Origin of the sequence: Nocardioides koreensis (assembly GCF_039531775.1) — a bacterium.
Classification (GTDB): Bacteria; Actinomycetota; Actinomycetes; order Propionibacteriales; family Nocardioidaceae; genus Nocardioides; species Nocardioides koreensis.
Window position 1 is genome coordinate 16266 of the sequence record NZ_BAAAQR010000011.1, and the last position, 26032, is coordinate 42297.

Annotated in this window: 26 protein-coding genes; 16 read left to right on the top strand and 10 right to left on the bottom strand. The window is 71.5% G+C overall.

The window, feature by feature from the left end; translation table 11 throughout:
* Window positions 1-73: 73 nt before the first annotated feature.
* The gene (locus ABD268_RS16460) at window positions 74-1312 is read left to right on the top strand and encodes a cytochrome P450 (protein WP_344154597.1); all 1239 of its coding nucleotides are present in this window, start codon (window positions 74-76) and stop codon (window positions 1310-1312) included.
* Here the strand turns inward: ABD268_RS16460 and map are convergent.
* A complete protein-coding gene (map, locus tag ABD268_RS16465; protein WP_344154600.1) occupies window positions 1306-2100 on the bottom strand; it encodes a type I methionyl aminopeptidase in 795 nt (264 codons plus the stop codon). The genes ABD268_RS16460 and map overlap by 7 nt on opposite strands.
* 24 nt (window positions 2101-2124) lie before the next feature.
* Between map and ABD268_RS16470 the strand changes: the two genes are divergently transcribed.
* Window positions 2125-3063, top strand: coding sequence for an aldo/keto reductase (locus tag ABD268_RS16470; RefSeq protein ID WP_344154603.1), 939 nt, complete (start codon window positions 2125-2127; stop codon window positions 3061-3063).
* 13 nt (window positions 3064-3076) lie between these two features.
* Here the strand turns inward: ABD268_RS16470 and ABD268_RS16475 are convergent, their stop codons facing one another.
* The 3 genes from ABD268_RS16475 to ABD268_RS16485 are packed head-to-tail and all read right to left on the bottom strand — an operon-like array spanning window position 3077 to window position 6260.
* Window positions 3077-4240, bottom strand: a complete 1164-nt coding sequence (locus ABD268_RS16475; protein ID WP_344154606.1) for a thiolase domain-containing protein — start codon at window positions 4238-4240, stop codon at window positions 3077-3079.
* A complete protein-coding gene (locus tag ABD268_RS16480) occupies window positions 4240-5292 on the bottom strand; it encodes a thiolase domain-containing protein (RefSeq protein ID WP_344154609.1) in 1053 nt (350 codons plus the stop codon). Before ABD268_RS16480 ends, ABD268_RS16475 begins: the two co-directional genes overlap by 1 nt.
* Window positions 5293-5300: 8 nt before the next feature.
* A complete protein-coding gene (locus ABD268_RS16485) occupies window positions 5301-6260 on the bottom strand; it encodes a Zn-ribbon domain-containing OB-fold protein (RefSeq protein ID WP_344154612.1) in 960 nt (319 codons plus the stop codon).
* A 58-nt stretch (window positions 6261-6318) separates the two neighbouring features.
* Here ABD268_RS16485 and ABD268_RS16490 point away from each other — a divergent pair, with 58 nt between their 5' ends.
* Together ABD268_RS16490 and ABD268_RS16495 are read left to right on the top strand one after the other, a co-directional pair.
* Complete coding sequence (locus ABD268_RS16490) at window positions 6319-7362, top strand: LLM class F420-dependent oxidoreductase (RefSeq protein ID WP_344154615.1); 1044 nt, start codon at window positions 6319-6321, stop codon at window positions 7360-7362.
* Between the two features lie 4 nt (window positions 7363-7366).
* Complete coding sequence (locus ABD268_RS16495) at window positions 7367-7906, top strand: DUF1697 domain-containing protein (protein WP_344154618.1); 540 nt, start codon at window positions 7367-7369, stop codon at window positions 7904-7906.
* A 1-nt stretch (window position 7907) separates the two neighbouring features.
* Here ABD268_RS16495 and ABD268_RS16500 read toward each other — a convergent pair whose 3' ends face one another.
* Entirely contained in the window at window positions 7908-8297 is a 390-nt protein-coding gene (locus tag ABD268_RS16500; protein WP_344154621.1) for a cupin domain-containing protein, read from the bottom strand.
* 55 nt (window positions 8298-8352) lie between these two features.
* Window positions 8353-9702 carry an HNH endonuclease signature motif containing protein gene (locus tag ABD268_RS16505; protein ID WP_344154624.1) on the bottom strand — a complete coding sequence of 450 codons (1350 nt, stop codon included), beginning with the start codon at window positions 9700-9702 and terminating at the stop codon, window positions 8353-8355.
* A gap of 96 nt (window positions 9703-9798) precedes the next feature.
* On the opposite strand from ABD268_RS16505, the gene ABD268_RS16510 reads away from it, so the two are divergent.
* A complete protein-coding gene (locus ABD268_RS16510; protein ID WP_344154627.1) occupies window positions 9799-10161 on the top strand; it encodes a hypothetical protein in 363 nt (120 codons plus the stop codon).
* A 142-nt stretch (window positions 10162-10303) separates the two neighbouring features.
* Window positions 10304-10642: a VOC family protein gene (locus tag ABD268_RS16515; RefSeq protein WP_344154630.1), complete on the top strand. Its 339-nt coding sequence runs from the start codon at window positions 10304-10306 to the stop codon at window positions 10640-10642.
* A gap of 72 nt (window positions 10643-10714) precedes the next feature.
* On the opposite strand, the gene mraY is transcribed toward ABD268_RS16515, so the two are convergent.
* Window positions 10715-11767: a phospho-N-acetylmuramoyl-pentapeptide-transferase gene (mraY, locus tag ABD268_RS16520; protein ID WP_425573748.1), complete on the bottom strand. Its 1053-nt coding sequence runs from the start codon at window positions 11765-11767 to the stop codon at window positions 10715-10717.
* Window positions 11768-11994: 227 nt separating this feature from the next.
* Here mraY and fadD8 point away from each other — a divergent pair, with 227 nt between their 5' ends.
* The 4 genes from fadD8 (at window position 11995) to ABD268_RS16540 (ending at window position 15762) form a co-directional block, all read left to right on the top strand.
* Window positions 11995-13617, top strand: a complete 1623-nt coding sequence (fadD8, locus tag ABD268_RS16525) for a fatty-acid--CoA ligase FadD8 (protein WP_344154636.1) — start codon at window positions 11995-11997, stop codon at window positions 13615-13617.
* 27 nt (window positions 13618-13644) lie between these two features.
* Window positions 13645-14556: a lytic transglycosylase domain-containing protein gene (locus ABD268_RS16530; protein ID WP_344154638.1), complete on the top strand. Its 912-nt coding sequence runs from the start codon at window positions 13645-13647 to the stop codon at window positions 14554-14556.
* Window positions 14557-14561: 5 nt separating this feature from the next.
* The gene (locus tag ABD268_RS16535) at window positions 14562-15035 is read left to right on the top strand and encodes an SRPBCC family protein (protein WP_344154640.1); all 474 of its coding nucleotides are present in this window, start codon (window positions 14562-14564) and stop codon (window positions 15033-15035) included.
* A gap of 262 nt (window positions 15036-15297) precedes the next feature.
* Complete coding sequence (locus tag ABD268_RS16540; RefSeq protein WP_344154642.1) at window positions 15298-15762, top strand: hypothetical protein; 465 nt, start codon at window positions 15298-15300, stop codon at window positions 15760-15762.
* A gap of 34 nt (window positions 15763-15796) precedes the next feature.
* Here ABD268_RS16540 and ABD268_RS16545 read toward each other — a convergent pair whose 3' ends face one another.
* Window positions 15797-16600, bottom strand: a complete 804-nt coding sequence (locus tag ABD268_RS16545; RefSeq protein ID WP_344154645.1) for a crotonase/enoyl-CoA hydratase family protein — start codon at window positions 16598-16600, stop codon at window positions 15797-15799.
* A 47-nt stretch (window positions 16601-16647) separates the two neighbouring features.
* On the opposite strand from ABD268_RS16545, the gene ABD268_RS16550 reads away from it, so the two are divergent.
* The 3 genes from ABD268_RS16550 to ABD268_RS16560 all read left to right on the top strand — a co-directional run bounded on the left by ABD268_RS16550 (window position 16648) and on the right by ABD268_RS16560 (window position 20931).
* On the top strand, window positions 16648-18276 hold the full coding sequence (locus ABD268_RS16550; protein ID WP_344154648.1) for an acyl-CoA synthetase: 1629 nt from the start codon (window positions 16648-16650) through the stop codon (window positions 18274-18276).
* Window positions 18276-19379: an NAD(P)H-dependent flavin oxidoreductase gene (locus ABD268_RS16555; protein ID WP_344154649.1), complete on the top strand. Its 1104-nt coding sequence runs from the start codon at window positions 18276-18278 to the stop codon at window positions 19377-19379. Before ABD268_RS16550 ends, ABD268_RS16555 begins: the two co-directional genes overlap by 1 nt.
* Before the next feature lie 61 nt (window positions 19380-19440).
* The gene (locus tag ABD268_RS16560; protein ID WP_344154651.1) at window positions 19441-20931 is read left to right on the top strand and encodes an LVIVD repeat-containing protein; all 1491 of its coding nucleotides are present in this window, start codon (window positions 19441-19443) and stop codon (window positions 20929-20931) included.
* Window positions 20932-20946: 15 nt separating this feature from the next.
* Here the strand turns inward: ABD268_RS16560 and ABD268_RS16565 are convergent, their stop codons facing one another.
* A complete protein-coding gene (locus ABD268_RS16565) occupies window positions 20947-22059 on the bottom strand; it encodes an acyl-CoA dehydrogenase family protein (RefSeq protein ID WP_344154654.1) in 1113 nt (370 codons plus the stop codon).
* 52 nt (window positions 22060-22111) lie between these two features.
* On the bottom strand, window positions 22112-23299 hold the full coding sequence (locus ABD268_RS16570; RefSeq protein WP_344154657.1) for an acyl-CoA dehydrogenase family protein: 1188 nt from the start codon (window positions 23297-23299) through the stop codon (window positions 22112-22114).
* An 87-nt stretch (window positions 23300-23386) separates the two neighbouring features.
* Here ABD268_RS16570 and ABD268_RS16575 point away from each other — a divergent pair, with 87 nt between their 5' ends.
* From ABD268_RS16575 to ABD268_RS16585, 3 genes are read left to right on the top strand one after another with little or no spacing between them, the layout of a single operon-like run.
* Window positions 23387-24577, top strand: a complete 1191-nt coding sequence (locus tag ABD268_RS16575) for a 3-ketosteroid-9-alpha-monooxygenase, oxygenase component (RefSeq protein ID WP_344154660.1) — start codon at window positions 23387-23389, stop codon at window positions 24575-24577.
* Window positions 24577-24879, top strand: a complete 303-nt coding sequence (locus ABD268_RS16580) for a hypothetical protein (RefSeq protein ID WP_344154663.1) — start codon at window positions 24577-24579, stop codon at window positions 24877-24879. The genes ABD268_RS16575 and ABD268_RS16580 overlap by 1 nt, the downstream gene beginning before the upstream one ends.
* Window positions 24880-24894: 15 nt before the next feature.
* Entirely contained in the window at window positions 24895-26028 is a 1134-nt protein-coding gene (locus ABD268_RS16585) for a 2Fe-2S iron-sulfur cluster-binding protein (RefSeq protein WP_344154666.1), read from the top strand.
* Window positions 26029-26032: the final 4 nt, after the last annotated feature.

Consider the following 26032-nt stretch of genomic DNA (forward strand, 5'->3'; position numbering starts at 1 on the left):
ACCCTTCCGGAGCAAACCGAGAGTATGTAACCATCGCCACTAGAACGTGTTCCACATTCGAGAGGGAAGTGCCGTGACCGCTGCCGACGTGGTGCCCGCAGGATTCGACCCGACGGACCCGGAGCTGAACGAGGCGTCCGTGCCGCACGAGGAGTTCCTCGCCCTGCGTCGCAAGGCTCCGGTCTTCTGGGTCGAGCAGGAGCAACGGGCTCGCGACGGGATGTCGGAGGAGGCAGGGACCGGCTTCTTCGCGGTGAGCAGGCACGCGGACGTGGCCGCGGTGTCCAAGAACAGCAGGGACTTCTCCACGGCGGAGAACGGCGCCATCATCCGCTTCGCGGAGGGCACGCTGCGCGAGCAGGTCGAGCTCCAGCGGGTGATGCTCATCAACCAGGACCCGCCGGAGCACACCGCGACCCGCCAGATCATCTCGCGAGGCTTCACCCCGAGGGCGATCGGCGCCCTCGAGGAGCTGATGAAGCAGCGTGCCGAGACGATCGTCCGGGAGGCCCTGACCCGGGGCGAGGGCAACTTCGTCGAGGAGGTGGCCTGCGAGCTGCCGCTGCAGGCGATCGCGGACTTCATCGGGGTGCCCCAGGAGGACCGGCGCAAGCTCTTCGACTGGTCCAACCAGATGCTCGCCTACGACGACCCCGACTTCGACGTGGAGCCGGACGTCGCCGCGGCGGAGATCCTGGGCTACGCGATGGAGATGGCCGCGGACCGCAAGGCCAACCCGCGCGGCGACATCGTCACCAAGCTGGTGCACGCCGACAAGGACGGGCGCGGCCTCAGCGACGACGAGTTCGGCTACTTCGTCATCATCCTGACCGTCGCCGGGAACGAGACGACCCGCAACGCCATCACCCACGGGATGGACGCGTTCCTCGACCACCCGGACCAGTGGGAGCTCTGGAAGCGCGAGCGCCCCGAGACGATGGTGGACGAGGTGATCCGCTGGGCGACCCCGGTCAGCGTCTTCCAGCGCACCGCGCTGGCCGACGTCGAGGTCGGTGGCGTCGAGGTCCGCAAGGGACAGCGGGTGGGGCTCTTCTACGCCAGTGCCAACTTCGACGACGACGTCTTCGAGGCCCCCCACACCTTCGACATCACCCGCGACCCGAACCCGCACGTCGCCTTCGGTGGGCACGGCGCGCACTACTGCATCGGCGCCAACCTGGCCCGCCAGGAGGTCCGGCTGATGTTCGACGCGCTGGCCGACCTCGCGCCCGACATCACCAAGCTCGCCGAGCCGCGCCGCCTGCGGTCGGGCTGGATCAACGGGATCAAGGACCTCCGGGTCCGCTACTGAGCCTCGTCGGTCGGGCCTGTCGAGGCCCGCGCCGTCAGCACGATCGGCCCGTCCTCGGTGACCGCGATCGTGTGCTCCATGTGCGCGCCACGGGAGCCGTCCGCGCTGCGCAACGTCCAGCCGTCGGCGTCGGTGTAGATCTCGTCGGTGGTGTGCAGGAACCACGGCTCGATGGCGATCACCAGCCCGGGTCGCAGCGGGAAGCCGCGGCCGGGGCGGCCGTCGTTCGGGATGTGCGGGTCACCGTGCATGGTGCGGCCGACGCCGTGGCCACCGAACTGGGTGTTGATCCGCAGGCCGGCCTCCCGCGCCACCGTGGCGATGGCGTGCGAGATGTCGCCGATCCGGTGGCCGACCTGCGCGGCCCCGATGCCGGCTGTCAGGGCGCGGTCAGTGACCTCGATCAGGCGCAGGTCCTCCTCGCGCGGCGTGCCCACGACCAGGCTGTACGCCGAGTCCGAGACCCAGCCGTCCACGCTCGCGGCGAAGTCGACGCTGAGCAGGTCGCCGTCGCGGAGCACGTAGTCGCGGGGGAGCCCGTGCAGGACCGCGTCGTTGACCGAGGTGCACAGCACCTTGCCGAACGGCGAGGCGCCGAACGACGGGTGGTAGTCGAGGTAGCAGGACTCCGCGCCCCGCTCCCGGATCATCTCGTGGGCCAGGGCGTCGAGGTCCAGCAGGTTGACGCCCACGTCGGCGGCCTCGGCGAGCCGGGTGATGACGTCGGCGACGAAGCGTCCGGCCGGACGCATCTCCTCGATCTGGGCAGGGGTGCGGAGCTCGATCACGCAGGGGACCCTACGCTGGCGTCCATGCACGGCAGCGCAGACCTCGTCCTCGGCACCATGTACTTCGGCACCCGCCTCGACGAGCGCGCGTCGTTCGCCCAGCTGGACCGGTTCGTCGAGGCCGGCGGCACCACGCTCGACACCGCCAACTGCTATGCCTTCTGGGAGTCCGGCACCGGGCACGGCGGCCAGAGCGAGGCGGTCATCGGCCGCTGGCTCGCCGCCAACCCGGGCATCCGGGAGCGGATGGTGATCGCGACCAAGGTGGGTGTCGAGCCCACCGACGACGGCGGGGTCGAGGGGCTCTCGGCCGAGGTCGTCCAGCGCGAGTCCGCGCGCAGCCTCGACCGGCTCGGCGTCGACCGGATCGACCTCTACTGGGCGCACGGCGAGGACCGGTCGACCGACCTCGAGGAGACCGTCGCGGCGTTCGGCGCCCTGGTCAAGAACGGCCTGGTCGGCCGCCTCGGGGTCTCCAACCACCCGACCTGGCGGGTGGAGCGCGGTCGCCGGCTCGCGGCCGCGCTGGCCGTGGAGCCGTGGACCGCGCTGCAGCTGACCACGTCGTACGTCGAGCCGCGGCCGGGTGCGCCCGTGCCCGGCAAGGACCACCGGTTCGGGTTCGTCTCCGACGAGACCCGCGACTACCTGGAGAGCCACCCCGAGATCGAGCTGTGGGCCTACAGCCCGCTGATCCAGGGTGCCTTCGACCGCGGGGACCGGCCGCTGCCCGAGGTGTACGACCACCCCGGGACCGCCGGCCGGCTGGCGGCGCTGGAGCAGGTGGCCGAGCGGCGCGGGACCACGCTCTCCCAGGTGGTGCTGGCCTGGCTGCTCTCCGGTTCGCCGCAGGCGCGGCCGATCGTCGGCGTCAGCAGCCTCGACCAGCTGGACGATGCCCTGGCCGCCAGCGGGCTGGAGCTGTCGCCGGAGGAGCTGGCGGCGCTGGACGCGCCGCGCTGACCCGGCCCTCGAATCAGTTCGAGGGCGGCTGGTCGCCCACCACCCACATCGCGAAGAACTGCGAGCCGCCGCCGTAGGCGTGCCCGAGGGCGCGGCGTACACCGTCGACCTGGTGCTCGCCGGCCTGGCCCCGGACCTGGAGCGCGGCCTCCGCGAAGCGCAGCATGCCGGAGGCGCCGATCGGGTTCGAGGACAGCACCCCGCCCGAGCAGTTGACCGGGAGCACGCCGTCCATCGCGGTGCCGCCGGACTCGGCGAGCCGCCAGCCCTCGCCCTCCGGCATGAAGCCGAGGTTCTCCAGCCACATCGGCTCGAACCACGAGAACGGGACGTAGATCTCGGCCGCGTCGATCTCCTCGAGCGGGTTCGTGATGCCGGCCTGCTTCCACAGCGCTGCCGCGGCCTCGCGCCCCGCCTGGGGGTTCACCTGGTCGCGCTCGGCGGCGGTGGTGGGCTCCGAGCGCATCACGGTGCCGTGGATCCAGGCGGGGGACTCGGCCGCCCGGGCGGTGTCCGCGTCGGTGATGACCAGCGCGCAGGCGCCGTCGGAGGACGGGCAGGTCTCGTCGTAGCGGATCGGGTCCCAGAGCATCTGGGACGCGAGCACGGAGTCCACCGTCGTGTCCGGATTGCGCAGGTGCGCAAAGGGGTTGCGCAGGGCGTTCTGCCGGTCCTTGGCGGCCACGATCGCGCCGACGTGCGTGGGCGCGCCGGAGCGGCGGATGTAGGAGCGCACGTGCGGCGCGAAGTAGCCGCCCGCCCCCGCGTGCACGGGCATGATGAACGGCATCGGCACCGAGAGCGCCCACATCGCGTTCGACTCCGACTGCTTCTCGAAGGAGACGGTCAGCACCCGCTGGTGCACGCCGGCCTGCACCAGCGAGGCCGCCACGATCGCGGTGGACCCGCCGACCGATCCGGCGGTGTGCACCCGCAGCAGCGGCTTGCCGGCCGCGCCCAGCGCCTCGGCGAGGAAGAGCTCGGGCATCATCACGCCCTCGAAGAGGTCGGGTGCCTTGCCGACGACGATGGCGTCGATGTCGGCGAAGGTCATCCGCGCGTCCGTGAGCGCCCGGTCGATCGCCTCGCGGCACAGCCCCGCGATCGAGACGTCCTCGCGCTTCGCGCGGTGGTGGGTCTGGCCCACCCCGACCACCGCTGCCGGCACCTTGCCCATCAGGACCGCCCTTCCATCACGCACACGAGGTTCTGCTGGAGTGCCGGCCCACTGGTGGCATGGCCGAGCGCGGACCCGGCGCTGCCGTCCCAGATCCGGCGGGCCGCCTCGCCGATCCGGTTGAGGCCCGCGGTGAACATCGGGTTGGCGGCGAGGGCGCCGCCCGAGGGGTTGATGCGTACGTCGTCGGCGAGTGCGAGCTCGCGGCGCAGCACCAGCTCCTGGTGGCTGAACGGCGCGTGCAGCTCGGCGACCTCGACGTCGGCGACGCCGGCCGCGTTCCCGGCCCGGGCGGCCGAGGGGGAGCGGGTGAGGTCCCGTCCGCCGAGGTGCAGCGGGTCGACGTGGTGGGCGAGCCCGCTGATCCAGGCCGGCCGGTCCACGGCGCCCCGGGCCCGGTCATCGGCGGCCAGCACGATCGCCGCGGCGCCGTCGGTCACCGGGGCGCAGTCGTGCTTGCGCAGCGGGTCGGCGTACATCGGCCGCGCCAGGAGCTCCTCGACCGACGAGCCGCCCCTGCGCACGGCGTACTCGTTCTTCTCCGCGTCGGTCAGCGAGCGGTTCACCACCTCGGCCATCGCCCGCTCGTCCCAGGCGCCGGAGTCGATCCCGGCCCGGGCCTGGAGCCCGGCGAGGGACACGGTGTCCGGCCAGAGCGGGGTGAGCGTGTACGGGTCCAGCTGCAGGGACAGGGTCCGGCGCAGCACCCCGGCCGAGGACTTCCCGAAGCCGTAGACCAGGGCGGTGTCCACCTCGCCGGTCCGGATCTTCAGCCAGGCCTCGTAGAGGGCCCAAGCCGCGTCCATCTCGACATGGGACTCGTTGACCGGCGGCAGGGCGCCGATCGCGTCGACCGCGGAGACGAACGAGAACGACCGGCCGGCCAGGTAGTCCGACGACCCGGAGCACCAGAAGTCGATGTCCTTGCGGGTGAAGCCGGTCTGCTCGTAGCACTCGGCGAAGAGCGGGACCAACAGCTCCACACAGGTGGGGGAGCCGTCGAACTCGGCCATCTGCCGCTGGGCGAACCCCACGACCGCAACCTCTCTCATGCCGCTCCTCACAGGTGCTGCTTGTAGGTGTCGTAGTCCGCGTCGGGCTCGCCGGTCGGCCGGAAGTGGCTGATGTTCTCGACGGTCGTGCCCCACTCCTCGCGCGGCTTCCAGACGGCCTCGACGCGCATCCCCATCCGGACCTCCTCGGCAGGCACGTCGAGGATCAGGTGCAGGAAGGCGATGTCGGCGCCGTCGAGCAGGACGTACGCCGACACGTACGGCGGCGTGATCCGCTGGCCCAGGAAGGGCACGTTGACGACGCAGAAGGTCGTGACCGTGCCGGTGTGGGCGAGCTCCACCTCGTCGGTGGTCGCGACGCCGTCGACCGGGCAGGCGCTGCGCGGTGGCACGTAGACCTTGTGGCACGCCGGGCACCGCTGCCCCAGGATCCGGCCCTGCTCCAGGCCGCGGAAGAACGCCGACTCCTCCGGCGACGCGGCGTACAGGTAGTCGAGGGTGACCGGGGTGACCACCCCGGTGACCGGCTCCGCCGCTGCCGATCCAGTGGTCGAGCCTGTCGAGACCACGTCGTCGAGCGGCTCGAACGCCTCGATGTCGGTGATCGCGCCGATCCGCTGGCCGGCCCAGCGCACCCGCACCCGCATGCCCGTGCTGACCTGGTCCGCCGAGCCGACGTCGAGCGCGTGCAGGAGCGGCACGTCGGCCCCGTCCAGGGTCACCAGCGCGAAGGCGAACGGCCGGTCGAACGGCTGGCCGGGCACCGGCTCCGGCACCCAGGTCCACGAGGTGACCGTGCCGGTGGGGGAGACCTCGACGAAGTCCTCGGTCTGCCGGTGGGTGACCGGGTCGTACTCGGGCGGCGGGACCACCACGCGACCGTCCGAGGTCCGGGCCGCGACCACGCGCGCGTCGCGCAGCCCGGTCAGGAAGCGGCCGAGCACCGGGCCCACCGAGCGCGTGTAGTCGAAGCTCACCGTGACCGGCGCTTGCAGGGTGCGGGACATGAGGACGAAACTAGAACACGTTCTACGTTGTGACAAGTGGGTCTGAGAGGGTGGCGGCATGAAGCTGGGACTGCAGCTGGGGTACTGGGGCGCGCAGCCGCCCGCCGGGGTGGGTGAGCTCGTGCGGGCCGCCGAGGAGTCCGGGTTCGACGCGGTGTTCACCGCCGAGGCGTGGGGATCGGACGCGTTCACGCCGCTCGCGTGGTGGGGGCGCGAGACCTCCCGCCTCCGGCTCGGGACCTCGATCGTCCAGATGTCCGGACGCACGCCCACCTCGATCGCCATGCACGCCCTCACGCTCGACCACCTGAGCGGCGGCCGGGTCGTCCTCGGCATGGGCGTGAGCGGTCCGCAGGTGGTGGAGGGGTGGTACGGCCAGCCCTTCGCCAGACCGCTGGCCCGCACCCGCGAGGTCGTCGACATCATCCGCCAGGTGCTCGCGCGCGAGGCGCCCGTGACGAACGACGGGCCGCACTACCCGCTGCCCTACCGGGGCGAGGGGTCGGTCGGCCTCGGCAAGCCGCTGAAGCCGATCGTGCACCCGCTGCGTCCCGACATCCCGATCTGGCTGGGAGCCGAGGGGCCGAAGAACGTCGCCCAGACCGCCGAGATCGCCGACGGCTGGCTGCCGATCTTCTACACCCCGAGGTCGGCGGGGATGTACCAGCCCTGGCTGGACGAGGGCTTCGCGCGCGAGGGGGCGCGACGTACCCGAGCCGACTTCGAGATAGCCGCCACCTGCCACCTGCAGGTCACCGACGACAAGGCCGGCGTGCTCGCCGCGCTGAAGCCGTTCGTCTCCCTCTACATGGGCGGGATGGGGGCCAAGGAGCAGAACTTCCACAAGCGGGTCTTTGAGCGGATGGGGTACGCCGACCTCGCCGACCGCGTGCAGGAGCTCTACCTGGCGGGGCGCAAGGACGAGGCGACGGCACTCATCCCCGACGACCTGGTGGACGACATGCACATCGTCGGCACGGTCGGCGAGGTCCGCGAGCGGGTGGCCCAGTGGGAGGAGACGGGCGTGACCACGCTGCTGCTGAGCTGCCGGACGCCCGAGGAGGTCCGTCAGGTGGCCGATGTGGTCCCACGGCGCGGCTGAGCCGATGCGGTACGTCGTACTCCTGCGCGGCATCAACGTGGGCGGGCGGAACAAGGTGGCCATGCGGGCACTCCGGGAGCACCTCGACGACCACTTCGGGAACGTCCGCACCTACATCCAGACCGGCAACGTGCTGCTGGAGTCCGAACGGCCGGCCACGGAGGTCGCCGCCCACATCGAGCAGAGCCTGCCCTCCAGGTTCGAGCTGGACTCTGAGCTCATCCGCGTGCTGGTCCTCGACTCCGCGGCCTTCGGGTCGGTCCTCGACCAGGCGCCACCGGGGTTCGGGTCGGAACCCGAGCGGTACCGGTACGACGTGGGCTTCTACCTCGGTGTCGCAGCGGCTGACGTCGAGCCGCACATCCCCGTCAACCCCGAGGTCGACGACGTGAGCTGCGGTGACCTGGCCTTCTACCACCGGCGAGTGACCGCGCTCGCCTCACGGAGCCGGGTCTCGAAGATCATCGGCACGCCCGTCTACGCCGCCCTGACGATCCGGAACTGGCGCACCGTGACCGCGCTTGGGCAGATGCTCGAGGCCTGAATCAGTCGTCGAGGGGATCCGGCCCCTCGACATTGGTGGTCAGCGGGCCGGTGCCGGAGCGGGTGATCACCTCCTGCGAGGTGGTCGACCCGGAGTTGACCTCTCGGTGCACGACGTACCTGGGGATGCGGACGAAGTCGCCGGGCCCGGCATCGAGGGCCTGGGCGCCGCCGGGACCGAACTCGATGCGAACGGTGCCCTCGATGACGTAGACGGAGGTGTCGTGATCGCCGTGGTGGTGCCACCCGGAGGCCACCCCGGGCTCCGTGCGCACGAAGCCGGACCAGAGCCCGTCCACGGCGATGGCCTGCTCGCGCGTCTTTCCCGGCGTCGGGTCGGTGACCCGACGATCCTCGGGATGGACGCAGGTGACGTCGTCCGAATCGCTCATCGCGCCTTCCTTCCTCCGTGCCGAGCATCCTCACGCTACGCCGCTGTGGCTGTGGTCAGGCGGCGCACTCGAGCCCGAGCTCGATCGGCGAGTGCCAGATCTCGATGACGTGAGCCGGCCGGTGTCGTTCGGGAGGGCCTTGGTCGAGGGTCTCGCGCGGGAGCCGGCGGGTGCCGGTGTGGTCGACGAGGTAGAACGCGCCGTGCGGGTCGCGCCAGAGGTAGAGGCCGGGGTAGGGCTGCTGGACCTGCCACCGGCCGTGGGTCTTGATCCGGTGGTGCGGGATGGTCATCGGGCCGTAGTTGCCCACCCCGGTGACACCGCCCCGGGCGTGCGGCACGGTGTGGTCCACCTGCTTGGTCCGGGTAGTGCAGGAGGCGTAGGGAAAGGTGTCGGCCGGCGTCATCAGATGCACGGCCTGCCGATGTCGGTCCGGGATCTCGTAGGCGTCCACCGGCGCCTGGCCGGCGAGGTCGAGCACGGGCCGGACCGTGAACCGGGCCCGCGGCCCGAGCAGGTTGCGGACCCAGTCCTCGGTGACCGGGCCGTGGCCCTCGACGCGGGCGATGCCCTCACCGTCGGGGTGCCGGTAGGTGTGGACGTGGAGCTGGACCTCGGGGAGCAGGTCCGGGAGCTTCGTGTCGGGTTCGGCGCCGGGGTGGGCCATCAGCAGCAGGGCGTGCACCCGACGGTCGTCGTCGGTGGGGAGGTGCTCGGCGTCCGGCAGCGTCTGCGCGAGGTGCTGGGCGGCCGCGGTGACCGCGGCCTCGATCTGGTCGATGGTCGCGACGTCGGCGCGGATCAGGAACGACGCCATCCCGTGCGCCTCGCCGCGCAGCTTCTTCGCGAACCGTGCCGTGGCGGCTCGCTGCTCCTTCTCCCGGGCGACCTCGGGCGCGGCCTGGGCGACCTTGGCCTCGACCAGGGCCTCGAACCGGGGCCACGGGATCCGCCCGTCGGCGGACTCGGCGACCGCGGCGTCGACGTACGCCGCCTGCGCCAGGCTCAGGTCGCGCGTCTTCGCGGTCACGTGGCGGGCGTAGGAGGCGCGCACCTCCATGGCCCGGACCCGCGCCCACAGTTGTGGGTGCCGGTGGTGCAGGTCCTGGGCGTCGGCCATCAGCCGCGCGGCCGCATAGGGCGAGCGGCCGATCCGGGCGCCGAGCTCCGCGGCCGCGAACTCGGAGACCTCCGGCACGCCGTCGCCGCCCAGCCGTCGTGCCTGCTCCCGGCCCGGCTTCCCGGTCTCGGCGGGATCGAGCCGCTCCGCGGAGTGGAGGACCGACCAGTGGTAGGCCGCCCGGAGCAGGTCCACCTCCGCGCGGCGGGCCGCCTCGGCACGGGCGCCGGCGAAGTCGAGGACCTGGTCCTCCGACATGTCGTCGAGCGCCTGCATCTCGGGCATGGAGACAGTCAAACAGCGACCACCGACACTCGGACTCCAGGACCGGCGAGGTAGCGGGATGGCCTCGGCCCCTCGTCGTCGATCACGGGAGAACGCATGTCAGAGCTGCATGGACCCTCTGGGGGCGGCGCATCCGCCGACGCCTGGCTCACACCGACAGTCGCGGCGATCGCCGGCTTCACCATCGCAGTGCTGAGCCTGCTCACCAACGGCGCCTGGGTTCTCGCCCTGCAGAGCTTCATCGCCCGGGACGGCTCGAACGCCTTCGAAGACGTCGTCATGGCCACCGGGGTCACCCAGGGCCTGTTGGCGGTCACGGCGCTCGTCCTCGGCAGGCGCGGCCTCGCCTCGACCGCGGTCACGGCCCGCAACCTCGGGGGCGCCACGGCGGTCCTGGGCGTCCTCGGGCTGGTGGTCGCCTTCCTGACCGTCGTGGCTGGTCTGATCGCCGCCACCTGACCTGCGCTCAGGCGGGTTGGCGAACCAGGACGAAGGTAGTGGGCGGACCGTAGCCGGGTAGCGCTGGTTCTGGGCAGCGACTGCCAGCCGCCCGTCTGCCGATGAGCGGTCATTCGTTCAATGGCCGAAATAGGTTGCCGTCATGGTCTGCTACGTCAAGTCGGTCACCTTCGACTGCGAGGACGCACTCGTCGTCGCCGAGTTCTGGGCGGCGGCCCTCGGATCGAACGTGGACGAGGACAGCACCCGAGATCGAGCCTGGGTGGAGGCTCCCGGCTGGGGAGGGCCGAATCTCTGGTTCCAGCGCGTGCCTGAACGGAGGGCCGCGAAGAACCGGCAGCACTTCGATCTGCGTGCCGTTGGAGTGTTGCAGGACGAGTTGGATCGACTCGTTGCGTGCGGTGCCCGGATTCAGTCTCGGAGCGAGGACCTCGTTGTCATGACCGATCCGGAAGGCAACGAGTTCTGCGTCGAGCCATGACGAACAAACGCAAGCTCGGGCCGGCGGCCTACTCGCGCTGGGATGGTGGGCTCGACGTGCCCAGTCGACGATTCAGCTCACGCTTCCCACCCAGCCGCTGTAGAAGATCCCGAGCGCAGCCGCGACGCAGACGCCCGCAACGATCCAGAAGCGGATCACCACCGTCACCTGCTCCCATCCGAGCATCTCGAAGTGATGATGAAGCGGCGTCATGCGGAAGACTCTCCTGCCCACTCCCGTGGTGCGCCTGGTCAGCTTGAACCAAGAAACCTGGATCATCACCGACCCGGTGACGGCCACGTACAGGCCCCCGAGGACGACCAGAAGCAGCTCGGTGCGCGTCAGCACCGCGAACCCCGCCATGGCTGCCCCGAGGGCGAGGGAGCCCGTGTCTCCCATGATGATCTTGGCCGGAGATGCGTTCCACCACAGGAACCCGAAGCAGGCACCGGTCAGCGCGGCCGCGACCGTGGCCAGGTCCAGGGGAGAGGCGACCTGGTAGCACAAGCCGTCCGCCGGGCTCGCCGAGCCGCACAGGTGGTTGTTCTGCCAGATCCCGATGATGATGTAGGCGGCGAAGACCATCACGGCGCTGCCGGTGAGCAGGCCGTCGAGGCCGTCGATCAGGTTCGTGGCGTTGCTGGTCCCGCTCACCATGAACCAGATGAGCGCCAGCACGATCGCCGCCGGCAACGCCGGGCCGACGTCAGTGACGAGGGACAACCTGAGAGATGCAGGAGCGAGCCCGCCGTTCGACGGGGCGTGGAGAAGCGCCAGGAGTCCGAACGTGAGGCTGACCCCGGTCTGCCCCAGCAGCTTGGCCTTGCTCCGCAGACCGAGACTGCGCTGCTTCCGCACCTTGATGAAGTCGTCGAGGAAGCCCACCCCTGACATGCCCACCAGGAGGAAGAGCACCAGGAGCGCGGACCGTGAGGGTGCGTCGCCGGACACGAGCCGGGCGAGTCCGTAGCCGATCAGCACCGAGACCACGATCGCGGCGCCTCCCATCGTGGGAGTGCCGCGCTTGAGGTGATGCGTCTCCGGACCGTCGTCGCGGATCAGCTGACCCAGGCCCCAGGACGCGAACTGCGGGATCGCCCAGCGAGTGAGGAGCAACGACACCATGAGCGCGCACGTGCCGCTCAGCAGGATGGCAGTCAACCCGAGTCCGTACCGATCGTGTGGGTGCGTTCCATCGAGACCGTCACGGTCCGGGCGGCTCGCTCATCTTGGGCAGGAGCAGACACGAGACCACATCCGCCGGTGTGCATCAATCTCATCGACGTGTGTCGGTGCATCTTCGTCCGGGGCCGGCACTGGCCTAGAACTGAAACAGGTTCTAGTCTCGCGGCATGACCGACCTGTTCACCGGCACCCACAACGGACACCTGATGCTGGCGGCGCTGCGGCGACACCGGGACGAGCCCGTCATGTTCCTCGGCGAGACCACGCTCACCGGTGGTGAGACCGAGGCGCGGGTCAGCCAGTACGTCCAGGCCTTCGAGGCGCTCGGCGCCGGCCGCGGTGCCGGGGCCGCCCTGCTGGCGCTGAACCGGCCCGAGGTGCTGTTCATCCTCGGCGCGGGCCAGACGCAGGGCTACCGGCGGACGTCGCTGCACCCGCTGGGCTCGCTGGACGACCACGCCTACGTGCTGGACGACGCCGAGATCACGACGCTGGTCATCGACCCGGTGCCCACGTTCGTCGAGCGCGCCGTCGGGCTGCTCGAGAGGTGCCCCGGTCTGCGGCAGGTGCTGACCATCGGACCGGTGCCCGACGAGCTCGCCGAGACCGCGGCGTCCGGGGGCCGCTCGTGCGCGGACCTCGCGGCGAAGGCGGCGACGTTCGACCCGCAGCGGCTGGAGGCGGTCACGCTGCCGCCCGACCACGTCGTGTCGATCACCTACACCGGCGGCACCACCGGCAAGCCGAAGGGCGTCATCGGCACCGCCCGCACCATGGCGACGATGACCCAGATCCAGCTCGCCGAGTGGGAGTGGCCCGAGTCGCCCCGGTTCCTGATGTGCACGCCGCTCTCGCACGCGGGGGCGGCGTTCTTCGTGCCGACGGTGATCAAGGGGGGCACGCTGCACGTGCTGGCGAGGTTCGACCCAGCCGAGGTGCTGCGCACCATCGAGGAGCAGCGGATCACCGCCACGATGCTGGTGCCGTCGATGCTCTACGCCCTGATGGACCACCCCGACTCGCGGACGCGGGACCTCTCCTCGCTCGAGACCGTCTACTACGGCGCCTCCGCGATCAACCCGGTGCGCCTGCAGGAGGCGATCGAGCGGTTCGGCCCGATCTTCGCCCAGTACTACGGCCAGTCCGAGGCGCCGATGGTGATCAGCTACCTGGCCAAGGGCGACCACGTCGTCTCGACAGGCTCGACCCCCGGCCGGCTCTCCTCGTGCGGGCGGCCCTCGGCGTTCCTGCGCACCGCCCTGCTCGGTGAGGACGGGCGGCCCGTCGCGGTGGGGGAGCCGGGCGAGATCTGCGTGGCGGGCCCGCTGCTGGCGGGCGGCTACTGGAAGCTCCCGGACACCACCGCCGAGACGTTCCGCGACGACGGCTGGATGCACACCGGCGACGTGGCGCGGGAGGACGAGGACGGCTTCTGGTTCATCGTCGACCGCACCAAGGACATGATCGTCACCGGCGGGTTCAACGTCTTCCCCCGCGAGGTCGAGGACGTCGTGGCCGAGCACCCGGCGGTCGCCCAGGTCGGCGTCATCGGCACCCCCGACGAGCGCTGGGGGGAAGCGGTCACCGCGGTCGTGGTGCTGCGTCCGGGCCACGAGCTCGACGAGGCGCTGGCGGCGGACATCAAACAGCTGGTGAAGGTTCGCAAGGGCGCGGTCCAGGCACCCAAGCAGGTGATCGCCGCGGAGTCGCTGCCGCTGACCGGCCTCGGCAAGCCCGACAAGAAGGCGCTGCGCGCGCAGTTCTGGACCGGCGCACGCGCCGTGGGCTGACTGTGCCCGCGTGCCTACCCTGACGAGGTGAGCTCCCCGTACGCCGCGCCTGCGGCCGCCGTCGTGGCTGCGGCCTGCCTGCTCGTTTCCTGCAGCGGACCGGCCGCGGAGGACGCCGGTGGCCCGGACGCCGGTGGCCGGGCACCAGGGGTGAGCGCGGCGCCGAGCCCGTCCGGGGCCACGTCGGCGACGGTCCCGTCCGGGCGGCCGGAGGTGCTGGCGACCCAGCTCGCGCGCGCCGCGGCAACGCTGCGGGACCCGGACGCCGCGGCGGCCGAGCAGCAGCGCGCCGGCGAGCTGCAGCAGCTCGCCGTACGCGGCCTGGCCACGGGCTCCGACCGGTTCGAGGACCGGGTGACGGGTCGGCTGGACCGCCCTACGGCGCTCGTCACCCGAGCGAGCGTCCGGGCCTCCCGACTGCTCGGTGCCATGACCGCTCCGGAGCCCCGGCTGCCGCGCTGGCGCATCGTCGCGCCGGCTCCGCCCGGGGAGCTCCTCGGCTACTTCCGGGCCGCCGAGCGGCGCACCGGTGTGCCATGGACCTATCTGGCCGCGATCAACCTGGTCGAGACGCGCATGGGCCGGATCCGCGGCACCAGCACCGCCGGGGCACACGGGCCCATGCAGTTCATCCCGGCCACCTGGGCGGCGTACGGCGCGGGCGGCGACGTCAATGATCCGGGCGACGCCATCCTCGGCGCGGCGCGCCTGCTGAGGGCCAACGGCGCGCCGGGTGACATGGCCGGGGCGCTGTGGCACTACAACCAGTCACGCAGCTACGTGCGGGCTGTGAGCGCGTACGCCCACAGCATGCAGGTGGCGGACTGGGCCTACCGCGGCTACTGGCACTGGCGGGTGCTCTACAGCCAGCGGCGGGGCACCTACGTGCTCCCCGTCGGCTACCCGGACCGTCGGGCCGTGCTCCTGCCGGAGGACTGACGCGCATGGCGCACCAGGTGAACCGGATCGACTACCGCGGGGCGTTCTGGTTCCCGGTCGGGCCGGACGAGCTGTGGCGGACCATCGAGCGCTTCGACCGGTTCGAGTCCTGGTGGGACTGGCTGCGGGACTTCCGCACCGACAGCGACGCGCTGGTCGCGGGCAACGTCCTGCACGCGACCGTCGTCCCTCCCGTCCCCTGGCGGCTGAGCATGGACATCCGGCTGGAGAGGTCGCAGCGGCCGCACCTGCTGGAGGCCGTGGTCGCCGGCGACGTGGGCGGCAGCGCGGTGTTCCGGCTGGAGCCCGACGACGACGGGACCCTGGTGGCGGTGGTCTGGTCGCTGGAGATGCTGAGCCGGCCACTGCGCCTGGCAGCGATCGTCGCGTACCCGCTCATGCGCTGGGGGCACGACCGCGTCGTGGAGATGGCGGTCGCCGGGTTCCGCCGGCGAGCCCTGGACGGCAGCCCGACGTGACGGGCGCGCGTGCCAGGCGGGGCCGAGAGCAGCTCGGCTCAGGTCGCGCCGCCGGGCGACCGATGAATGACACATGCGATGGTCGATCCAGGTGTCGGTGCGCCTGCTCCTTGCTGCCGTGACGGCGGCGCTGCCGATGACTGCTCTGGCAGGTTGTGGCGCCGAGACCGGGGCACGGACGGTCACCACCACGACCACGAAGCCCTCTGCCTCCACACCTGCCACTGATTCGCCGTCGGTGGCCACCGCATCTCCGGCAACCATGAGCACGGTGCAGGCGTACGACCTCCTCGCGGAGGAGTCCGCCCGGTTCGTCGCCGCCGCTGAGGCCGCCGAGGAGTCGAACCCGGACGCGGATCCGCAGACGGCCGAGGAGCTGCTCGCACTGATCGACTACACGTTCGCCGACGGGGTGGCGCTGTCGGTCTACGACGAAGAACACGTCTGCTTCACCGGCCCGGAATCGACGTACCTGGCACTGTCCGAGCGCGAGAACGACCTGCGGCGCATCTTCGGCACGGGGGAGTGCGCCTATGACGACGGAGACGTCGTGCTCGAGGTCACCTTCGTACCCGGTGCGCGCCTGCGCGTGGAGGAGCGCGTCCTGGAGGGGAAAGGCCTCGCCGAGCAGATCCCGGCACTCGGTGGCTTCGTCGACGCGCTCAACAAGGCACTGGACGGCGGCGGGCCCCAAGGTGACGTGACCGGGAACGGAGCCCACCGCTGACCGGATCCGCGTCGAGCCCCCGGCGGGAGGGCGGTCAACGACCCCGGAAGACCGGCTGCCGCTTCTCGGCGAAGGCGCGCGGCCCCTCCTTGGCGTCCTCGGAGGCGAAGACCGCGGCACCCACGGCCGCGTCGTCCTTCCAGCAGTCGTCCTCGTGCCGGCCCTCGGAGTCGCGCATCGTCCTCAGCACGGCCTGGACGGCGAGCGGTCCGTTGGCCGCGATCATGCCGGCGATCTCGTGCGCCTTCTCGAGCGCGCTGCCGTCCGGCACGACGTGCCCGATGAGGCCGATCTCCTTCGCCTCCGGCGCCTTGATGTGGCGCCCGGTGAGCAGCAGGTCCGCGGCGACGGTGTACGAGATCTGGCGCACCAGTCGCACCGCCGAGCCGCCGAGCGGGTAGAGGCCCCAGCGCGGCTCGGACACGCCGAAGCGGGCCGACTCCCCGGCGACCCGGATGTCGGTGGCCTGGAGGATCTCGGTGCCACCCGCGATCGCGGCGCCCTCGACGGCCGCGACCAGCGGCTTGGTCAGCCGGAAGCCCTTGAGCAGGCTCTTGATCGCCGAGGGGTCGAACGCGCCGGACTCGAAGCTGTCCGACGGGGCCGACTGCGACATCGCCTTCAGGTCGGCGCCCGCGCAGAAGCTGCCCCCGGCCCCGGTCAGGATCGCGACCCGGACGCTGTCGTCGGAGTTCACCCGGTCCCACGCCTCGCTCATGATCGCGAGCATCTCCCCGGAGAGGGCGTTGCGGCTCTCGGGACGGTTCATGGTCACCACGAGCGTGTGGCCGACCTGCTCGACCAGGCAGTGGGGGGCGGTCTCGGCGGGGGAGCTCATGGTCGCGATGCTAGCCACTAACAAGAACGTGTTCTAGTCTTGCCCGCGTGGCCCTGAACATCGCAGACCTCTTCGAGCACGCGGTCGACGCGGCCGCCGACAAGTCCGCGCTGCAGGTCGAGGACCGGACGGTCACCTACGCCGAGCTCGAGGCCGAGGCCAACCGGCTCGCACACTTCCTGGCCTCCCGGGGCGTGGGCGTCGGGGACCACGTCGGCGTCTACGCCAAGAACAGCGTCGAGCACGTCGTCGCGCTGCTCGCGATCTTCAAGATCCGGGCCGTCGCGATCAACGTCAACTACCGCTACGTCGAGGGCGAGCTCGACTACCTCTTCGAGAACGCCGACCTGGTGGCGCTGGTCCACGAGCGCCCCTACGCGCCGCTGGTCGCCGCCTGTGCCCGCAAGCGTCCCGACCTGCACACCGTCGTGGTGATGCCCGACCCGTCGGACCCGGGCAACGCCGCCGACACCACGGCGTACGACGGCGTCCCGTGGGCCGACGCCCTGGCGGGGCAGGGCGCCGAGCGCGACTTCGGCGCGCGCAGCCCGGACGACCTCTACATCGTCTACACCGGTGGCACCACCGGGTACCCCAAGGGCGTCATGTGGCGCCACGAAGACTTCTGGCGGGTGCTCGGCGGCGGCATCGACTTCATGACCGGCGAGCCGCTGACCGAGCACGACCAGTCGAAGCAGGCCGCCCAGGACGGCCGGATGGTGACCTTCCCGCTCAGCCCGCTCATGCACGGTGGCGCCCAGGCCGCCCTCCTGATGCACCTGTTCGCGGGGCACCTGACGATCCTGGAGCCCAGGTTCGACCCGGTCCGCACCTGGCAGATCATCGAGCGCGAGGGCGTCCAGCTGATCTTCATGACCGGGGACGCGATGGCACGCCCGCTCATCGAGGCCTACGAGGCGGGGAGCTACCACTGCCCGAGCCTGGTCGCGGTCTCCAGCAGTGCCGCGATCTTCAGCCGCGCGGTCAAGGAGCGCTGGATGGCGGCGTTCCCGAACACGTTCTTCACCGACTCGGTCGGCGCCTCGGAGACCGGCTTCCAGGGCACGGGGCTGCAGGACCAGGAGTCGATCAAGGGCGAGGGCGCACTGGTCTCCCTCGGCGCCGGGAGCGTCGTGCTCGACGACGCCGACCGGGTCCTCGACACCGCCACGCACGTGGGCGCGGTGGGCCGGCTGGCGCGCGCGCACCACGTCCCGGTCGGCTACTACAAGGACCCCGAGAAGTCCGCCCGGACCTTCATCGAGATCGACGGGGTGCGCTACTCCGTGCCCGGCGACTTCGCCCGGATCGAGCCGGACAACAAGGTGACCCTGCTCGGGCGCGGGTCGAACTGCGTCAACACCGGTGGGGAGAAGGTCTACCCCGAGGAGGTGGAGATGGCGATCAAGGCGCACCCGGCGGTGTACGACGCGCTCGTGGTCGGGCTGCCCGACGACAAGTACGGCCAGGCCGTGGCCGCGGTCGTGCAGCCCCGGGCGGGCGAGACGGTCGAGCTCGACGAGCTCCGGAGCTTCCTGCGGGCCTCGCTGTCGGGCTACAAGCTGCCGCGCAGCCTGGCCCTCGTCGACGAGGTCCCCCGCAACGCGACGGGCAAGGCCCAGTACCCCCGGGCCAGGGAGCTCGCCCTGGCCGCCACCACGATGGCAGGAGCCTGATGCGCAGCCCGCTCTGCGATGCCTTCGGCATCGACCACCCGATCTTCGCGTTCACCCCGTCCGAGCACGTCGCCGCGGCGGTGTCGCGGGCCGGTGGCCTCGGCGTCCTGGGATGCGTCCGGTTCAACGACACCGACGAGCTGGAGCGCACCCTGGGCTGGCTCGACGACAACACCGACGGCAAGCCGTACGGCGTGGACGTCGTGATGCCGATGAAGGTCCCCACCGAGGGCACGTCGGTCGACCTGCAGGCGATGATCCCGCCCGAGCACCTCTCCTTCGTGGAGCGCACGCTGCAGCAGCTCGGCGTACCCCCGCTGCCCGAGGGTGAGGGGCGGGCCGGGGTGCTCGGCTGGCTCCACTCGGTGGCGCGCTCCCACGTCGACGTGGCGCTGGCCCACCGGCCGGTGCTGATCGCCAACGCGCTCGGCTCGCCGCCGCTCGACGTCATCGAGAAGGCCCACGAGCACGGCGTCAAGGTGGCCGCGCTGGCCGGCGCCGCGAAGCACGCGCTGTCGCACGTCGCCAACGGCGTCGACGTGATCGTCGCCCAGGGCTACGAGGCCGGCGGCCACACCGGCGAGATCGCGAGCATGGTGCTGACCCCCGAGATCGTCGACGCGGTCGGGCCGGACGTGCCCGTCCTCGGCGCCGGCGGGATCGGCTCCGGGCGGCAGATCGCGGCTTCGATGGCGCTCGGCGCGCAGGGCGTGTGGACCGGGTCGATCTGGCTCGGCACCGAGGAGTACCAGAACCTCCAGTCCAACGAGGGCTGGACCGAGGCGTTCACCCGGGCGACCTCCAGCGACACCGTGCGCACCCGCATCTACACCGGCAAGCCGGCCCGGCTGCTGAAGACGAGGTGGACCGAGGCGTGGGCGGCCGACGACGCCCCCGAGCCGCTGCCGATGCCGCTGCAGAACCTCCTGGTCGCCGAGGCGCACAACCGGATCAACGCCTCCGGCGACCCGGACGTGATCTCGATGCCGATCGGCCAGATCGTGGGCCGGATGAACGAGGTCCGTCCCGTCGCCGAGGTGATGGCCGACCTGGTGAGCGGCTTCGCCGACGCCGTGGCCAGGCTCGACAAGCTCCGGGCCTGAGGGGTCCGCGGTCCGGTGAGCTCGTCCGTACTCTTCGCGGCTCCCGCTCGTTGACGTGGTCATGGACAGCAGCCGTCGTGCCCGCACCGCCGCCCTCCGACGCCTCGGTGTCGTCACCGCAGCCCTCGCCGCGTGCTGTGCCGGGGTGGTCGTCTCCGGTGTGATGTCGGCGACCGGATCGTCGTTCCCGGCGGCCACGCCGGAGGCCCGGTGCGGGGCGGGCGCCCGGCCGGAGACCGACATCCAGGGTCGGGTGCCGCAGTCGGACTACGACTCGGGGCGGGCGGCCAAGGGCTACCGGTGCAACACCCGGCAGGTCTCGCACCAGGGCCGGACCGGCGGCTTCAAGGTGCTCCGGTACACCGACGCCAGGGGCCACACCTGTGCGTTCTACGACTCCACCCTGCTGTTCCCGAAGGACGCTCCCTTCCAGTTCACGTCCGGCGAGGGGCTCGGCGTGGTCGTCCTGGACATGGACGACCCGGCGCAGCCTCGGAGGACCGCCAACCTCCAGACGCTCGGCATGGACACCCCGCACGAGTCGGTGCTGCTGAACCAGCGGCGCGGCCTGCTCGGCGCCGTCTCCGGCAATCCGGGGACCGAGCCCGGCGTGCTCGACCTGTACGACGTGAAGACCAGCTGCCGGCACCCCGAGCTGCTGTCCTCGACGCCGACCGCGCTGCTCGGGCACGAGAGCGGCTGGTCGCCCGACGGGCTGACCTTCTACGCCTCGAGCACCGGCGGCCAGACCCTGGTGGCCATCGACCTGACCGACCCCACCGCGCCGAAGCCGATCTTCGAGCAGTCGGGGGTGAACTACCACGGCATGCGGGTCTCCGCCGACGGCCGCACGCTCTACGTCGCGAACATCGGCAACTCGGGCGCGGGCGCCCGCTTCTCCTCCGGCGGCCTCCGGATCATCGACGTCAGCGAGATCCAGGACCGCCAGCCCGATCCCCAGGTGCGGGTCATCAAGGACCTCACCTGGCCCGAGCACTCGATCCCGCAGGTGCCGCAGCCGTTCACCCGCAACGGCCGCGATTACCTGCTCGAGGTCGACGAGTACGCCAACTACTCGCTCACCGCCGGCGTGGACCAGGCGAATGCGCCGGTGGGGGCCGCCCGCATCATCGACGTGACCGACCCCGAGCAACCGACGATCGTCTCCGACCTGAGGCTCCAGGTGCACCAGCCGTCGGCACGCGAGGGCGACGAGAAGAACGACCCGGGCGCGGACATCCCGGTGCAGGGGTACGCCGCGCACTACTGCTCGGTGCCCTACGTGAAGGACCCGGAGGTCGTCGCCTGTTCGATGATCCTGTCCGGGCTGCGGGTGTTCGACATCAGCCGCCTGGCGGAGCCCCGCGAGGTCGGCTACTTCAACAGGCCGCTGACCGGCACGCGCCCGGACAACCCCAGCGCGATGGGCGCCTTCGCGATGTCCCAGCCCGCCTGGGACGTGAAGCGCCACTCGATCTGGTACTCCGACGGCAACACGGGCTTCTACGACGTCCGGCTCACCAACGGGGCGGGCAGCCTCCTCGACCGCTGAGGGGGCTCGGGGTCGTCATGCCGGTTCTGCAGCCAGCGCCCGGCCCACGGCCAGCGCCTGCTGGGTCGCGCCGCCGTGCAGGAACTCGAAGCGCTTGGCGCTGGTGAAGTAGCGATGCGCCTCGCCGTCGAGGTCGATGCCGACGCCGCCGTGCACGTGCACCGTGGTGTGGGCGAGCCGGTGGCCCGCGTCGGCGGCCCAGAGCTTCGCGGTGGCCAGCTCGGTGTCCGCGGGCAGGCCTTCCTCGAGCCGCCACGCGGCCTGCCACAGGGTCAGGCGCTGGCCGAGGACGTCGATGTAGCCGTCGGCGAGGCGCTGCGAGACGGCCTGGAAGGTGCCGATCGGGCGACCGAACTGCTCGCGCGTCCCCGCGTACGCCGCGGTCAGACGCAGCGCCCCCTCGGTGATGCCGAGCTGCTGCGCCGACGCCGCGAGCAGGAGCAGCTGACGGAGCCGGTGGGCCGCGTTCCCGTCCGCGGCGCCCAGGAGCCGGTCGCCGCCGACCGGGACGCCGTCCAGGTCGAGGCGGGCGACGGTGTCGCCGTCGGAGATGCGCTGGCCGAGGACGCGGACCCCGGCGTCGTCGGGCCGCACCAGGAAGACGGCCACGCCCGTGGGGGTGTCCGCGGGGACCAGGAACGCGTCGGCGTACGTGCCGGCGGGGACGACGGTCTTGGCGCCGGTGACCCGCCAGCCGTCTCCGTCGCTCGCCGCCGTGGTGGCCGGCCGCTCGGGGGCGAACGCGAGATCCTCGGCCAGCGCCGCGGTGAGGACCCGGGCACCCGTCGCCGCGTCCGGAAGCCATGCCCGCCGCTGCGCGTCGGTGCCGACCTCGGCGACCAGTCGCGCGGCCGGGCCGTGCACCGCGAGCGGCACGGGCGCCACGGTCCGACCGACCGCGACCAGCACCCGGCACAGCTCCAGCAGCCCGAGGCCGGCGCCGTCGTGCTCCTCGGGCAGCCAGAGCCCGAGCAGCCCGGCCCGGCCGAGCCGTGCCCACAGCTCGCGGTCGAAGCGGTCGCCCGCCTGCTCGACCGCCCGCATCCGCTCGCCGGTGGTGCCGTCCGCCAGGATCCGCGAGGCCAGCTCGGCCGCTTCGTCCTGCTCGGGGGTGAAGCTGAAGTCCATGTCTCTCCCTCGGTGATCGAGCTCTCCTCGGTGATCGAGCTTGTCGAGATCCTCAGCGTCTCGCCGCGGGCAGGCCGAGCCCGACGTAGCCGATGATGTCCCGCTGGATCTCGTTGGTGCCGCCGCCGAACGTCATCACCAGCGCCGAGCGGTGGTAGCGCTCGAGCCGCCCCGCGAGCACCGCGCCCTCGGAGTCGCCGGTGACCGCGGCGTTCGGGCCGACGACCTCCATCAGCGTGCGGTACACCTCGGTGGCCAGCTCGGAGCCGTAGATCTTGGTGGCCGACGCCTCGGCGGGGGAGAGCGCGACCCTGGCGTCCGCGTCGGCGGCGAGCTTCCAGTTGACCAGGGTGAGCGCCTCGGTCCGGGCGTGGGCGCGACCGAGCGCGACCTGCACCCACTCGGCGTCGATCACGCGCTCGCCGTTCGCGGCCTTGGTGTCCTGCGCCCAGCGACGCACCAGCGCGATGGAGTGCGTCAGGGGCGCGGACGACGTGAGCGCGACGCGCTCGTGGTTGAGCTGGTTCGTCATCAGCGCCCAGCCGCCGTTCAGCTCGCCGACCAGGTTCCCGACCGGCACCCGGACGTCCTCGTAGTACGTCGCGCTGGTGCCGACCCCGGCGACCGTGTGCACCGGCGTGTACGAGAAGCCTGTGGCGTCCGCCGGGACGAGGATCATCGACAGCCCCTTGTGACGCGGGAGGCCGGGGTCGGTGCGGCAGGCGAGCCAGATCCAGTCGGCGTACTGGATCAACGAGGTCCACATCTTCTGGCCGTTGATGACCCACTCGTCGCCCTCGCGGACCGCCCGGGTCCGCAGCGAGGCGAGGTCGGTGCCGGAGCCCGGCTCGGAGTAGCCGATCGAGAAGTGCAGGTCGCCGGCGAGGATGCGGGGGAGGAAGTAGTCCTTCTGCTCGTCGGTGCCGAAGCGCATGATCGTCGGACCGACGGTGTTCAGCGTGAGGTACGGGACCGGGACGCCGGCCACGGCCGCGGCGTCGGTGAAGATCAGCTGCTCGACCATCGAGCGCGCCTGCCCGCCGTACTCCTCCGGCCAGCCGATGCCGAGCCAGCCGTCGCTGCCGAGCTGCCGGATCACGTCGCGGTAGACGTGGGAGTCGCCGAACTCGCCGGTGGCCGACGCCAGGCCGGCGCGGACCTCGGGGGTGACGAGGGCGGCGAAGTAGTCGCGGAGCTCCTCCCGGAGGGCGATCTGCTCGGGTGTGAGGGCGACGTGCATGTGGTAAAACTATAACGTGTTCTCGTTTTGGTCCACAGCAGCTCACCGGCACTGGAGGCACGCCCGATGACGGACACCCGAGGAAGCGTGAGAGCCCTCGACCGGGGCACGCCGCCCGAGCGGTTCGCGCGCGGCTGGCACTGCCTCGGCCTCGCCCGGGGCTTCGAGGACGGTGGGCCGCACGCGGTGGAGGCCTTCGGCGGCAAGCTCGTCGTCTGGTCCGACACCCGGGGCGAGCTGCACGTCCTGGACGGCTACTGCCGGCACATGGGCGGGGACCTCACCCGGGGGACGGTCAAGGGCGACGAGATCGCCTGCCCCTTCCACGACTGGCGGTGGGGAGGTGACGGGAAGTGCAAGGCGATCCCGTACGCCCGCCGGGTGCCGCTGCGGGCGCGGACCCAGAAGTACGCCTCGGTCGTGCGCAACGGCCAGCTGCTGGTCTGGCACGACGTCGAGGGTTCCGCTCCCGACCTGGAGATCCTGCCCCCGGAGCTGGAGGGGATCGGCACCGACGCGTGGACCGACTGGACGTGGGAGGTCATCGACGTCCCGAACGCGCACTGCCGCGAGATCATCGACAACGTCGTCGACATGGCGCACTTCTTCTACATCCACTTCGCGTTCCCGACGAAGTTCCGCAACGTCTTCGAGGACCACATGGCCACCCAGTTCATGGAGTCGACCGGTCGACCGGACATGGCGGGCGAGGGGTACGGAGACGAGGACCTGGTCCTGAAGTCGGAGGCCACCTACTACGGGCCGTCGTACATGGTGAACTGGCTCAACACCGACTACAAGGGCTTCAACACCGACGTCGTCCTGGTCAACTGCCACGTGCCGACGTCCGAAAGGTCCTTCAAGCTGCAGTACGGCCTGTGCGTCCGCAAGCCCGAGGGCGTGGACGAGGAGACCGCGAGCTACATCGCCACGCGCTACTCCGACATGTTCGGCGACGGCTTCATGCAGGACGTGGCGATCTGGCTGGACAAGGCGCCGGTCCAGAACCCGCTGCTGTGCGAGGAGGACGGGCCGGTCTACCAGCTGCGGCGGTGGTACGAGCAGTTCTACGTCGACCGGGCCGACGTCACGCCCGAGATGACCGAGCGCTTCGAGTTCGAGGTCGACACCACCAAGGCCAACGAGTACTGGCGTGAGGAGGTCGCCGCCAACCTCGCGAGGAAGGCCGAGGAGGACTCGGCACCGGCGGCCGACGCCTCCCCTTCGCCGGACGACGCCTCCCCTTCGTCGGTCGAGCCTGTCGAGACCCAGCGCTGATGGCCTCCTTCGTCCCCACCAGCGCGGAGACGCTGGAGGACCAGCGGCTCTACACGCGGGCGCGGCTGGTGGAGGTCGCGTGCCTCGACTGCCTGGCCCGGGTCGGGGTCAAGAAGAACTCCGAGCACCACACCTCCATCCAGTGGACGGACCGGGCGCTCACCGACTGCCAGGAGTTCGCGAGGATGGCGGGCGAGCCCGGTGGTCGCCGGGTGTACGCCGGGTGCTCGCGGCTGTCCGCGAGCATCGACGCTGCGGTGCGTGAGGGTACGGTCCCGGTCGGTGCCGAGGACGGCTACTGAGGAGGACGGCTACTGATGAGCAACCTGGACACCGAGTCCTTCGAGCCCCCGTCGTTCGGGCTCAGGGTCGTGGACGTGGTCGAGGAGACCGCCGACGCGCACTCGATCACCCTCGAGGTGCCCGCGGAGCATGCGGCGAAGTTCGGCTACCGGCCCGGCCAGTTCCTGACCGTGGCGGTGCCGAGCGACCGCACCGGCGTGGCGGCGCGCTGCTACAGCCTTTGCAGCAGCCCGACCGGCGGCGCGGAGGAGCGGCTCACGATCACCGTCAAGCGCACCGCCGACGGCTACGCCTCGAACTGGATCTGCGACAACCTCCGCGAGGGGGACACGCTGAGGGTGCTGCCGCCGAGCGGGATCTTCACCCCGGAGTCGCTGGACCACGACCTCCTGCTCCTCGCCGGCGGGTCGGGGATCACCCCGGTCATGTCGATCACCCGCACCGCGCTGGCGCAGGGGAGTGGCCGGGTCGTGCTGTTCTACGCCAACCGCGACGAGCGCTCGGTCATCTTCGCCGGCGAGCTGGCCCGGCTGGCGGCCGAGCATCCGGACCGGCTGCTCGTCGTGCACTGGCTGGAGTCCGTGCAGGGGCTGCCCGGGCAGGACCAGCTGCGGGCGTTCGCCGCGGCGTACTCGACGTACGAGGCGTTCGTCTGCGGGCCCGCCCCCTTCATGAAGGTCGCCGTGGGGGCGCTCAAGGAGCTCGGGTTCCCGCGGGCCAGGCGGCACCAGGAGAAGTTCGTCTCGCTGGGCGGCAACCCGTTCGGCGACCTGCACGAGCAGGAGACCGCCGAGCACGAGATCCACGACGCGGAGTCCGACCCGGACGACCCGGACTGCGCGGACGAGGCCCAGGAGCCGGGGCCGGCAGGTCCGGTCAAGCTCGAGGTCGAGCTCGATGGTGCGGACCACACCTTCGACGACTGGGCGCCGGGCACGAAGCTGCTCGAGCACCTCGAGGCGAAGGGCGTGAAGGCGCCGTACTCCTGCCGCGAGGGGGAGTGCTCCGCCTGCGCGGTGCGCCTGCTCGAGGGCGAGGTCCGGATGCTGCACAACGACGTCCTGGAGCAGGAGGACCTCGACGAGGGCATCCGGCTGGGCTGCCAGTCGGTCCCGGTGACCGACCACGTCAAGGTCACCTACCACTGAGGAC